At 72.1% G+C, this 11880-nt stretch carries 7 protein-coding genes; 1 reads left to right on the plus strand and 6 read right to left on the minus strand.

Going from position 1 to position 11880, the window contains the following annotated elements; all coding sequences use genetic code 11:
- Positions 1 to 23 precede the first annotated feature (23 nt).
- The 4 genes from AB0I52_RS15860 to AB0I52_RS15875 are packed head-to-tail and all read right to left on the minus strand — an operon-like array spanning position 24 to position 7243.
- On the minus strand, positions 24 to 1799 hold the full coding sequence (locus AB0I52_RS15860; protein WP_363072839.1) for an ABC transporter ATP-binding protein: 1776 nt from the start codon (positions 1797 to 1799) through the stop codon (positions 24 to 26).
- On the minus strand, positions 1796 to 3556 hold the full coding sequence (locus tag AB0I52_RS15865; RefSeq protein WP_363072841.1) for an ABC transporter ATP-binding protein: 1761 nt from the start codon (positions 3554 to 3556) through the stop codon (positions 1796 to 1798). The genes AB0I52_RS15860 and AB0I52_RS15865 overlap by 4 nt, the downstream gene beginning before the upstream one ends.
- A 58-nt stretch (positions 3557 to 3614) precedes the next feature.
- Positions 3615 to 5396 (minus strand): ABC transporter ATP-binding protein, encoded by a 1782-nt coding sequence (locus tag AB0I52_RS15870; protein WP_363072843.1) that lies wholly within the window; start codon positions 5394 to 5396, stop codon positions 3615 to 3617.
- Positions 5393 to 7243, minus strand: a complete 1851-nt coding sequence (locus AB0I52_RS15875; protein WP_363072845.1) for an ABC transporter ATP-binding protein — start codon at positions 7241 to 7243, stop codon at positions 5393 to 5395. The genes AB0I52_RS15870 and AB0I52_RS15875 overlap by 4 nt, the downstream gene beginning before the upstream one ends.
- A 282-nt stretch (positions 7244 to 7525) precedes the next feature.
- On the opposite strand from AB0I52_RS15875, the gene AB0I52_RS15880 reads away from it, so the two are divergent.
- Positions 7526 to 8242 (plus strand): hypothetical protein, encoded by a 717-nt coding sequence (locus AB0I52_RS15880; RefSeq protein ID WP_363072847.1) that lies wholly within the window; start codon positions 7526 to 7528, stop codon positions 8240 to 8242.
- Here the strand turns inward: AB0I52_RS15880 and AB0I52_RS15885 are convergent.
- Positions 8233 to 11172 (minus strand): FAD-binding and (Fe-S)-binding domain-containing protein, encoded by a 2940-nt coding sequence (locus AB0I52_RS15885; protein WP_363072849.1) that lies wholly within the window; start codon positions 11170 to 11172, stop codon positions 8233 to 8235. The genes AB0I52_RS15880 and AB0I52_RS15885 overlap by 10 nt on opposite strands.
- Positions 11173 to 11214: 42 nt before the next feature.
- Positions 11215 to 11658, minus strand: coding sequence for a MarR family transcriptional regulator (locus tag AB0I52_RS15890; protein ID WP_363072851.1), 444 nt, complete (start codon positions 11656 to 11658; stop codon positions 11215 to 11217).
- Positions 11659 to 11880: the final 222 nt, after the last annotated feature.

Genomic DNA, 11880 nt, shown 5'->3' on the forward strand with positions numbered 1-11880 from the left:
CGTACGCTGAGGCGCTGACGCGTTCAGGGGGAGAGCGGCCGCTCGCCGTGCCACGAGCGCCAGAGCGCGGCGTAGGCGCCGTCGGCCGCCACGAGCTCGTCGTGGGTGCCGAGCTCGATGAGCTCGCCCTCCTCCATCACGGCCACCCGGTCGGCATCGTGGGCCGTCTGCAGCCGGTGCGCGATGGCGATGACGGTCCGGCCCTCCAGTACGGCGGCCAGCGCGCGCTCCGTGTGCCGCGCGGTCCTCGGGTCGAGGAGTGCGGTGGCCTCGTCGAGTATCAGCGTGTGCGGGTCGGCCAGTACCACGCGTGCCAGGGCGAGTTGCTGCGCCTGGGCTCCGTCCGGACGGTACCCCTCGTGGCCCAGATCGGTGTCCAGACCGTCCGGCAGCCCATCGGCCCACTCGGCGCCGACGGCGGTGAGTGCCCCGTGCAGTTCGGCATCGGTGGCGCGGGCCGAGGCGATCCGCAGGTTGTCCCGGACCGTGCCCTGGAACACATGGTGCTCCTGGGTGACGAGGACGACGTGCCGGCGCAGCTGGTCGGGGTCCAGGCCGTGGACCGGGACCCGGCCCACCGTCACCGAGCCGGTGTGCGGTGGGTCCATGCCCGCCAGCAGTCTGCCCAGGGTGGTCTTGCCCGCGCCGGAGGGACCCACGATCGCCAGCCGCTCGCCGGGCCGGACCGTCAGGTCGACACCGTGCAGGACGTCGGGCCCGTCGTCGTAGGCGTAGTGCACGCCGGACACGTCGATCCGGTCGCCGTCAGGCGTGACGGAGGCGGGCGACGGAGCCTGCACCGCCGGGACTTCGCGGACACGGCCCAGGCCCTCCACCCTCGCGAAGGAGGCCCTGCTGCTCTGGAGTTGCTCCATCCGCTGCAGGATGGTGTCCAGGGGCTGGGACAGCTGCCGCAGGTACAGGGCCGAGGCGACGACCGCGCCGAGGCTCATCGCGCCGTGGCCGTGCAGCACGCCGCCGATCAGCAGGACGCCGGCCACCGGGATGACGTAGGAGATGTCCACCGCCGGGAAGAGCACACTGCGCAGGAAAAGGGTCCGGTTCCGGGTGCGTCGGCACCGCCCGATCGCCTCGTGGCAAGCGGCGATGCGGCGCTGCCCCAGCCCCAGGGCCTCGACGGTACGGGCGCCGGCGGCCGTGGCCGCGAGCTGTTCGGCGAGAGCCGAGTTGGCGGCTCCCTCGTCGAGGTACGCGGTGAGGGCCCGGCGCAGATACCAGCGGGCGGCGAACCAGATGCCGAGCAGGCCCAGCACGCCGCAGGCGCCGAGCAGCGGATCGAGCGCGAAGACCGCTCCGAGGATGAACAACGCCTGGACCCCGGCGATGAGGACGTCGGGCCCGGCATCCCGGAGCGTGGCGCCGACCGAGGCGACATCGGTGGTGCCCCGGGCCATCAGGTCGCCCGTGCCGGCCCGCTCGACGACCGCGGCGGGCAGCGCGAGTGCCCGCTCGGCGAACTGCTCCCGGATACGCGCCAGAGTCCGCTCGCCGAAGCGGTGTCCGACGTACCCGGCGTACCGGGCCAGCAGCAGCTGCGCCAGTGCGAAGGCGAGGATGGTGAGCGCGAGGCGGTCCACCGCGGCCACCCCCGCACCGGCCCCGACCTCGTCGATGATGCGGCCGAGCAGCCACGGGCCGACGAGTCCGGCCCCGGCGGCGAGCGCGTTGAGGGCGATCATGGCGGCGAAGGCACGGCCGTCCAGCCGGATCAGCCGCAGCGCCGCCCGGCGTACCCGTGACGGTTCGGCGACGGGCAGGGCCCGGTCCGACGCGGTCATCGCACGGCCTCCCGGGACGGCGGAACAGCGCCCTCGTCCGGGTGGCCGGGGCCGTCCCCGTCCTTCCCGCGGGACACCAGCCGGCGGTACCCGGGCAGCCCGTCCAGGAGTTCACGATGGCTGCCGACGGCCGCGACGGAGCCGTCGACCAGGTAGTACACGGTGTCCGCCCGGTCCAGCAGGAGCGGTGACGTACTGGTGACGACCGTGGTGCGGCCGGACCGTGCGGCGGGCAGCCGGGCCGCGACGGCCGCCTCGGTGTGTGCGTCGACCGCCGAGGTGGGCTCGACCGCGAGGAGCACCTCGGGATCGGCCAGCAGGGCCCGGACCAGACGGACGCGCTGCCGCTGGCCCCCGGAGAGGTTGCGGCCCTGCGCGTCGACCGGCGAGTCGAGCCCGCCCGGCAGACCGCGGACGATGTCCTGCGCCACGGCCGCGTGGATGCCCCGGCCGATGGTCTCCTCGTCCCGTTCCCGCGCTCCGCAGATCACCTCGCGCAGCGGTCCGGCGAACAGGTCGGCCTCGTTGTCCGCGACCAGGATCCGCCGGCGGACCCGCGTCAGGTCGATCTCGTCCAGGCGTATCCCGCCCCAGGTCGCGGCCGACTCCACGAACCGGCCGAGACGCTCGACCACCGCCGCGGAGTCCGCCGGCCGGGCGCTGACGAGTGCGGTCAGCCCTCCGGGCACCACCTCGACGCCGGACTCCGGATCACGGAGCGTGGACGGCGCACCGGGCCCGTCCGAAGTCGCCTCCCCGCCCGCGGAATCGGGCTCCAGGGCCAGGAACCGGATGACCCTGCGGGCGGCGACCAGCCCGCGGCTGAGGTCGTAGCCGCCCTCGATGAAGAACTCGACCGGCACCACCAGCACCGCCGTGTACCCGTAGACCGCGACCAACTCGCCGACGGTGATGGTCCCCTGAGCCGCCATCCGGGCCGCCAGCCACGTCACGGCACCGAGGAACAGGGTGGGCAGGCCGACACCGAGGGCCTGGATCCAGCTGGTCACCGCACCGACGCGGTACCCCTCCGCCCGCAAGGCCCGCGAACCGTGCCGGTAGCGCTCGGCGTACACCTCCTTGCCGCCGATGCCGTTGAGGACACGCAGGCCCCTGGCCATGTCCTCGAAACGGGCGGCGAGCCCGCCCTGCTGTTCCCGGTACGCTGCCTCGACGCCCTGCAACCGCCACAACAGGGGGCCGACCAGCACCACGAGCAGCGGCACACCCAGCAGCACCACCACGGCGAGCAGCGGTGAAACGCTCAGCAGCAGCACGGCCACCACGACATACGCGAGGACCGCACCGACCCCGGGGCCGGTGATGGTCAGTGTCTCGGCGATCATGGCGACATCGCGGAACCCGATCGTGACGATCTCCCCGGCCGTGACCCGGCGCGGCAGCGCCCCGCCCAGCCCGGTCGCCTGCCTGACCACGACCGCCACGGAACGGAAGACGGCGTCCAGCCGCACCCTGGTCATCGTGCGGTGCCGCATGATGGCCAGCCACGCGTTCAGCACGCCCACACCCAGCAGCGCCGCGACCCAGCCGGCCAGCGCGGACCACCGGCCCGGCTCCAGCCCGTCGTCGATGGCGCGCGACAGCAGGTACGGCGGCAGCGTCAGACAGACCATCCAGGCGCTGCCGAGCAGTGCACCGGCGGCGATCCGGCGGCGCTGGCTGGTGATCAGCCACCACAGGTACCGCAGCGCACTGCGACAGTCAGGGGTCCCCGGATCCACATAGGAATCTGCCATGTACCCGACCCTAACGATCCCCGGAGAGCCGGTGGATCCGGGGACCGCCCCGCCCTGGTCAGCCGTGCCAGGACCGCCACAGCGCCGCGTACGCGCCGTCCGCCGCCACCAGTTCGTCATGGCTGCCCAGCTCGCTGATCCGGCCCTGCTCGACGACCGCGATCACATCCGCGTCGTGCGCCGTGTGCAGCCGGTGCGCGATGGCCACGACCGTACGGCCGTCCAGTACCCGGGCCAGCGAGCGCTCCAGATGGCGGGCCGCACGCGGGTCCAGCAGCGACGTCGCCTCGTCCAGCACCAGCGTGTGCGGATCGGCCAGCACCAGCCGGGCCAGCGCGATCTGCTGGGCCTGCGCGGGAGTGAGCACCACACCGCCCGAGCCGACCTCGCAGTCCAGCCCCTCGTCCAGCGCCCTGGCCCAGCCGTCCGCGTCGACCGCGGCCAGCGAAGCCCACAGCTCGGCGTCCCCGGCACCGGCACGGGCCAGCAACAGGTTGTCCCGCAGCGAACCCACGAACACATGGTGCTCCTGGTTGACCAGCGCCACATGCGTACGCACCCGCTCCGCGGTCATTTTCGACAACTGCGCACCGCCCAGCGACACTTCACCGGTACGCGGGGCGTAGATCCCGGCCAGCAGCCGGCCCAGCGTGGACTTGCCCGCACCGGACGGGCCGACCAGCGCCAGCCTGGTCCCCGGAGCGACGTCGAGCGACACCTTGTGCAGCACGTCGAGACCGGCCCGGTAGCCGAAGTGCACCTCGTCGGCGCGCACGTCCCGGCCGTCCGGGGCCACGGCCGCGTCGCCCGCGTCCGGCTCGATCTCGCGGACACCCACGAGACGTGCCAGCGACACCTGGGCGACCTGCAACTCGTCGTACCAGCGCAGGATCAGGCCGATCGGGTCGACCATCATCTGCGCGAGCAGCGCACCCGTCGTCAGCTGCCCGACGGTGAGCCAGCCCTCGATCACGAACCAGCCCCCGAGCATCAGGACCGCGCCGAGGATCGTCACGTACGTGGCGTTGATGACGGGGAAGAGCACGGACCGCAGGAACAGCGTGTACCGCTCCCAAGCCGTCCACTCCTTGACCCGCTGGTCCGACAGCGCGACCCGGCGCGCACCCAGCCGGTGCGCCTCCACGGTCCGTCCGGCGTCCACCGTCTCCGCGAGCATGGCCGCGACCGCCGCGTAACCGGCGGCCTCCGAGCGGTACGCGGACGGCGCCCGGCGGAAGTACCAGCGGCAGCCGACGATCAGCACCGGCAGCGCGATGAGCACCGAGAGCGCCAGCGGGGGCGCGGTGACGGTGAGCGCGGCGATCAGCAGACCCGCCCACACCACACCGATGGCCAGCTGCGGCACGGCCTCGCGCATGGCGTTGGCGAGCCGGTCGATGTCCGTGGTGATACGGGAGAGCAGATCACCCGTACCGGCCCGCTCCAGCACGCCCGGCGGCAGCCGGACCGACCGCACGAGGAAGTCCTCGCGCAGATCGGCCAGCATCTCCTCACCGAGCATCGCGCTGCGCAGCCGCATCATCCGGGTGACCACGGTCTGCACGATCAGCGCGACGGCGAACACCGCCGCGGTGCGCTCCAGATGGAGGTCGGTGACCCCGTTGGACAGATCCTCGACGAGCCCTCCCAACAGATACGGTCCGGCGATCGAGGCGACCACCGCGACCGTGTTGAGCAGCGTGACCACGGTGAACGGCCGCCGGTGGCGCCGGATCAGCTCCCTGGCGTACGTCCGCACGGTCGTGGGGGTGCCGACCGGCAGGGTGGTGGCCGACTCGGGCGCGGCCGGGTCGTAGGCCGGTGGTGCGACGCCGGTCATGCGCGCTCCTCGATTTCCTCGATGGTGTCGATCGCGCGGATCGCTTCGTCCTTGCCCGGCTGAACCGGGACCTCGTCGTCGGTCTCGCGGGTGACGACGGCCCGGTAACGCGGTTCGCCGCGCAGCAGTTCACGGTGGGTGCCGACGGCCACCACGGTGCCCCGGTGGACCAGCGCCACCCGGTCCGCCAGGTCGAGCAGCAGCGGGGACGAGGCGAAGGCCACCGTCGTACGGTCCTTGCGCAGCGCCTTGATACCCGCGGCGACCCGCGCCTCGGTGTGCGAGTCGACGGCGGACGTCGGCTCGTCGAGCACCAGCGCCTCCGGGTCGGTGACCAGCGACCGGGCCAGGGCCAGGCGTTGGCGCTGGCCGCCGGAGAGCGACCGGCCGCGTTCGGTGATCCGGGTGTTCATCGGATCGCCGCCCGAGTCCACGGACGCCTGTGCCAGCGCGTTCAGGACGTCGTCGCACTGCGCGGCGGACAGCGCGTCCCCGGCGGTCACCCGGCCGGACGACGGCACGTCCAGCAGTTCACGCAGGGTGCCGGAGAGCAGCACCGGGTCCTTGTCCTGGACCAGAACGGCGCTCCGAGCCGCGTCCAGGTCCAGTTCGTCCAGGGGGACGCCGCCGAGCAGCACGGACGGCACCCCGTGGTCCGCCGCCACGTCCTTGACGGCACCGTCCTTCGTCACCTCCGGCTGGGCGTGGCCGCCGAGCCGGTCCGCGAGCCGTCCGGCCTCGTCCGGATCGCCGCAGACCACCGCGGTGAACAGGCCCTCGGGCGCCATCAGTCCGGTGACCGGGTCGTACAGATCCCCGGCCGGTGAGGCCTCGACCGTCGACGGCCGGGCGACCCGGCTCAGCGAGAGCACCCGGACCGCACGCTGCGCTGACGGCCGTGAGAAGGAGTACGCCATGGCGATCTCCTCGAAGTGGTGCAGCGGGAACAGCAGCAGCGTCGCCGCGCTGTACACGGTCACCAGCTGACCGACGTCGATCTTCCCGTCGCGGGCCAGCGAGGCCCCGTACGTGACCAGGGAGATCAGCAGGATGCCCGGCAGCAGGACCTGGATCGCGGAGATCAGCGACCACATCCGCGCACTGCGCACGGCGGCCTTGCGGACCTCCTGCGACGCACGCCGGTAGCGGCCCAGGAACAGTTCCTCGCCGCCGATGCCGCGCAGGACGCGCAGTCCGGCCACGGTGTCCGAGGCCAGTTCGGTGGCCTTGCCGGCCTTCTCGCGCTGGAAGTCGGCGCGGCGGGTGGCGCGGGGGAGCAGCGGCAGGACGCCCAGGGCGAGCAGCGGCATGGCGAGCGCCACGAGCACGCCCAGCGAGGGCAGATAGAGGACGAGCCCGACACAGACGATGACGAGGGCGGCAGCGGCGGCGGCGAAGCGGGAGAGCGCCTCGACGAACCAGCCGATCTTCTCCACATCACCCGTTGACACCGCGACGACCTCGCCCGCGGCGACCCGGCGGGTCAGCGCCGAGCCGAGCTCCGCGGTCTTGCGGGCCAGCAGTTGCTGGATCCGGGCCGCGGCGGTGATCCAGTTGGTGACGGCGGTCCGGTGCAGCATGGTGTCGCCCACGGCGATCAGTACGCCGAGAACCGCGATCAGTCCGCCGGCCAGCGCGAGCCGCCCGCCGGACCGGTCGACGACCGCCTGGACGGCGAACCCGACGGCGAGCGGCAGCCCGGCGATCGAGCACTGGTGCAGCAGGCCCCATGACATGGCCTTGAGCTGTCCGCGGATCTGGTTGCGGCCGAGCCAGATCAGAAAGCGAGGGCCCGACCGGACGTCGGGATCGCCGGGATCCGAGTACGGAAGATCGCGAATTTGCATGACGTCCCAAAGATCGGAAGGAGCTGAGGTCCGCGAGGGACCTCCAGAATCACGTGGGGAGAAGCATGTGGGGGACCAAACCGTCCAATCCTCGCGTCCCGCCGGGGACGCGGCAAACCCTTTTACGTGCCGGGAGACCCGGCCGCCGCACGGACCCGGGCCGGCACCGGCGGGTGCGGGAGTAAAGATTCGGCACGCATTCGCCGCGGCCCGCACGGGCCGACGGGGCCGGACGCCATGGGGTGCGACCATGGGCGGATGCATATAGCCGGTACGGTACGAGTGGTGGTCTTGGCGGCCGCCTGCGGTGTCCTGCTCACGACTCTGACGTCATGCGGCGGTGGACCCGACGCGCAGAAGAGCGACGCGCGATCGGCCGATGCCGGGACACCGAAGGACAAGGCGCGGACGGTCGACCTGAAGCGCATTCCGGATGTCGGCGACCGGTTGCAGTCGAAGATCCCGGACAACTCCCGTCAGGTCGTCACCGTTTACGGCGAGGGCAGGAACTCCGCGGACTCCACGGTCGTGCTCTACACCAGAACCGGCTCCACCTGGGACAGGACCGCGGGATGGAAGGCCCACAACGGCAAGAAGGGCTGGGCCGCCGACCACCACGAGGACGACAAGCGCAGCCCGGTCGGCGTCTTCAGCCTCACCGACGCGGGCGGTGTGCTGCCCGACCCCGGAGCCCTGCTCCCCTACACGGAGACGGCGTCCATCCAGGCACCGCACTACTGGGCCAAGTCCCACTGGCGCGACTTCGACTATGTCATCGCCATCGACTACAACCGCGTCAAGGGCACCGCTCCCAACGACCCCACACGGCCCGAGGGCCAGTCCAAGGGCGGCAGTATCTGGCTGCACATGGACCACGGCAGCGGAACATCGGCCTGCGTGAGCCTGCCGAAGGCCGCCATGGAGAAGCTGCTGCGCACCCTTGACCCCAAGCAGCACCCGGTCGTCGTCATGGGCGACCGCGCCAGTCTTCAGACCTGACCGGGACCCGGCCGGGTCGCCCGCTCCAGCTCCATCAGCACCGAGTAGTACGAACGGCCCGTCGCCCGGTCCATGCCGATCTCGCACATCCGGTTGGCCGAGAGATACCTGTCGTACTCCCGGGTGTTCACCTCGGCGGCCTCCTTCGCGGTCGCCGAGGCTGTCAGCTCCTCGTGCAGCATCCCGCGGTCGCCCGCGAATCCGCAGCACGCGGCGTCGTCCGGGATCACGACCTCCTTGGCGCAGGCCTCGGCGAGCGTACGCATATGCTCCACATCGCCCAGATGCTCCATCGAGCAGGTCGGATGCAGGACCGCGGAGCCGGCGCGGCGCAGCACCGTCAGCTCCGGCAGGAGTTCGTCGGCGGCCCAGACCAGGGAGTCGACGACGGTCAGCTCGCGGTGCAACGCCCGGTTGTCCTCGGTCAGATACGGCACCACCTCATGGGCGATGCCCAGCGTGCACGAGGAGGCGTCGACGACCAACGGCAGCTTTCCGCCCGCTGTCCAGCCCCAGGCCGCCGCCACGATCCGGTTGGCCATCACGGCGTTCGCGGTGTCGTACCCCTTCGAGTGCCAGATCGTCGCGCAGCAGGTCCCAGCGGTGTCCGGCGGGATCCAGACCGGCTTTCCGGCGCGCGCCGACACGGCGACCACGGCCTGCGGCAGGGACGGTACGTGCTGCCCCCCGGGGCCGGCGAAGATGCGGTTGACACAGGCCGGGTAGTAGACGGCGCTCGCTCCCGCCCTGTTGGTGCGCGGCAGCTTCCGGGTGGCGGCCCCGGGGATCTCCGGCAGCCAGGCGGGCATCAGATCGGAGCGCACGGCCCGGCGGGCGAGACCGGTGACGCCTTCCAGCAGCCGGTCGTCGATCCGGCTCGCCGCGGCGACCGCGAGCCGGGCCGCCGCCTCCACGGCGCGGAAGTTCTTCGCCGTGAGCGCGGCGATCCGCTCCTCGCGCGGGGAGTGCCGCTGGTGGCGGAATCCCTTCATCATGGCGCCCGTGTCGATACCGACCGGACAGGCGAGTTTGCAGGTGGAGTCGCCCGCGCAGGTGTCGACGGCGTCGTAGCCGTACGCGTCGAGCAGCCCGGTCTCCACCGGCGAACCGCCAGGCTGCCGCATCATCTCCCGGCGCAGCACGATGCGTTGGCGCGGTGACGTCGTCAGGTCGTGGCTGGGGCAGGTCGGTTCGCAGAACCCGCACTCGATGCACGGGTCGGCCACCGGCTCGACCCGGGGGATGGTCTTCAGGCCGCGCAGATGGGCCTTGGGGTCGCGGTCCAGGACGATCCGGGGCGCCAGCACCCCGTCGGGGTCGATGAGGCGCTTGGTCCGCCACATCAGTTCGGTCGCCCGCGGTCCCCACTCCAGCTCCAGGAAGGGCGCGATATTGCGGCCGGTGGCGTGTTCCGCCTTGAGCGATCCGTCGAACCGTTCCACGGTCAGCTTGCAGAAGTCCGCCATGAAGGCGGCGTACCGGTCGACGTCGGAGGGCTCCGCCGCGTCGAAGGCGAGCAGGAAGTGCAGGTTCCCGTGGGCGGCGTGGCCCGCGACGGCGGCGTCGAAACCGTGCTCGGCCTGGAGCGCCAGCAGCGCCTCGCACGCGTCGGCCAGCCGCGAGGGCGGGACGGCGAAATCCTCCGTGATCAGTGTCGTACCGGACGGCCGGGAGCCGCCGACCGCGGTGACGAAGGCCTTGCGGGCCTTCCAGTAGCCGGAGATCGTTCCGGCGTCCCGGGTGAACTCGTTGGTCACCGAGGTGACGGGCCGGACCAGCTCCAGCCGGCGTACGACACCGGCCGCCGCCCGCTCGCAGGCCTCCTGGCCCGCCTCGTCCGGGGCACGGAACTCCACCAGCAGCGCCGCGGTCCCCTTCGGCAGCCCGGCCCAGTCGGCGGGCACCCCCTGGACGCTGACGGAGGCCCGCAGGGTGTTGCCGTCCATCAGCTCGACGGCGATGGCGCCCGCTTCGTTGAACAGCGGCACGGCGGCCGCCGCCGCGGTCAGGGACGGGAAGAAGAGCAGCGCGGTGGAGACGCGGCGGTCCAGCGGCAGAGTGTCGAAGACGACCTCGGAGATGAAGCCGAAGGTGCCCTCGGAGCCGACCATGAGCCCGCGCAGGATCTCCACGGGTGTCGTGCCGTCCAGGAAGGCGTCGAGCCGGTACCCGTTGGTGTTCTTGATCTCGTACTTGGCCCTGATCCGGGCGGTGAGTGCGGCATCGGCCTCGATCTCCGCCTTCAGCGCCAGCAGCCCCGCGCAGAGCTGCGGCTCCGCGTGCGCCAGGTCCTCGTCCGCCGAGGGATCGCCGGTGTCCACCACTGTGCCGCCGGGCAGCACGAAGGTGAGCGACGAGACGGTCCGGTACGAATTGCGGCTGGTGCCCGCGGTCATCCCGGAGGCGTTGTTGGCGACGACCCCGCCGATCGTGCAGGCGATCGCGCTGGCCGGGTCGGGGCCGAGCAGCCGGCCGTACCGGGCGAGGGTGGCGTTGGCCCGCATGATCGTCGTCCCCGGCCGGATGCGGGCCCGCGCGCCGCCGTCCAGGACCTCGATACCGGCCCAGTGGTGCCGTACGTCGACGAGGATGTCCTCGCCCTGCGCCTGGCCGTTCAGGCTGGTGCCCGCGGCCCGGAAGACGACGTTGCGGCCCTTGCCGTGCGCGTACGACAGGATCGCCGAGATGTCGTCGATGTCCTCGGGGACGACGACGACCTGCGGCACGAACCGGTAGGGGCTGGCATCGGAGGCGTACCGCACCAGGTCGGAGACCTTCCACAGCACCTTCCGCGGCCCCAGCAGGGCGGTCAGCTCACTCCGCAGCGGCTCAGGTGTGCCCGGCGCCCGCTCGTCGGGCACCCGGTCGTGGGTGGGGCTGCGCATCGCGCCGGGGCTCAGGGCTTCCGGCTTCGGCTCCAGCAGCGGCATTCGAGGTCCCCTCGGCGGCTCGGCGCGGTGCTTCGCACCCGGTCAGCAGCGGCGCTCCGGCATTCCGTTGACCAGAGCGGTCAGCAGTCCGCCGAGCACTTCGCGCTGCTCGGCGGTCAATGGAGCCAGGATCTCCTCTGCGGCCGCGCGGCGCCCGTTGCGCAGCGACCGGAGGGTGGCGATGCCCTCGTCGGTGATCTCGATCCGGACCACCCGGCGGCTGTCCGGGTCGGGGGCCCGGCGTACCCGGCCGCTCGCCTCCAGGCCGTCCACCAGCGTGGTCACGGCACGCGGGACCACGTCGAGGCGCTGCGCGAGATCCGCCATCCGTGGCGGACCGTCGTAGTGGGCGACGGTGCGCAGCAGCCGGAACTGCGCGGGGGTGATGCCGACCGGCTCCAGCTGGCGGCTCTGAATGCGCTGGAGCCTGCGGGTCAGCCGCAGCAGCTGTTCGGCGAGCAGGCCGTCGGGGTCGGGGGAATCCATACGGGGAACAATATCAGGATGTGGTTCATTGTGAGTACAGGTAACAATGAGCTATACTCCTTTCTGCTCGACTGTCACGGACCGTGGATCCCGACGGGACGTCGGTCCGCACCCGGAGCGACGGTCCGGACTGTCGCTCCGGACCGACGATCCGCACCGTCACGGACTGCTGACGCGCATACCGGCGCAGGTGGTCGCAGCCCTCCCTCCCTGTTGTCGCAC

The sequence above is a fragment of the Streptomyces sp. NPDC050423 genome (assembly GCF_040655445.1).
Classification (GTDB): domain Bacteria; phylum Actinomycetota; class Actinomycetes; order Streptomycetales; family Streptomycetaceae; genus Streptomyces.

Excerpts from the sequence above, each read along its gene's own strand:
- AB0I52_RS15860 (WP_363072839.1), bottom strand. The coding sequence starts at position 1,799 with ATGACCGCGTCGGACCGGGCCCTGCCCGTCGCCGAACCGTCACGGGTA.
- AB0I52_RS15865 (WP_363072841.1), bottom strand. The coding sequence starts at position 3,556 with ATGGCAGATTCCTATGTGGATCCGGGGACCCCTGACTGTCGCAGTGCG.
- AB0I52_RS15870 (WP_363072843.1), bottom strand. The coding sequence starts at position 5,396 with ATGACCGGCGTCGCACCACCGGCCTACGACCCGGCCGCGCCCGAGTCG.
- AB0I52_RS15875 (WP_363072845.1), bottom strand. The coding sequence starts at position 7,243 with ATGCAAATTCGCGATCTTCCGTACTCGGATCCCGGCGATCCCGACGTC.
- AB0I52_RS15885 (WP_363072849.1), bottom strand. The coding sequence starts at position 11,172 with ATGCCGCTGCTGGAGCCGAAGCCGGAAGCCCTGAGCCCCGGCGCGATG.
- AB0I52_RS15890 (WP_363072851.1), bottom strand. The coding sequence starts at position 11,658 with ATGGATTCCCCCGACCCCGACGGCCTGCTCGCCGAACAGCTGCTGCGG.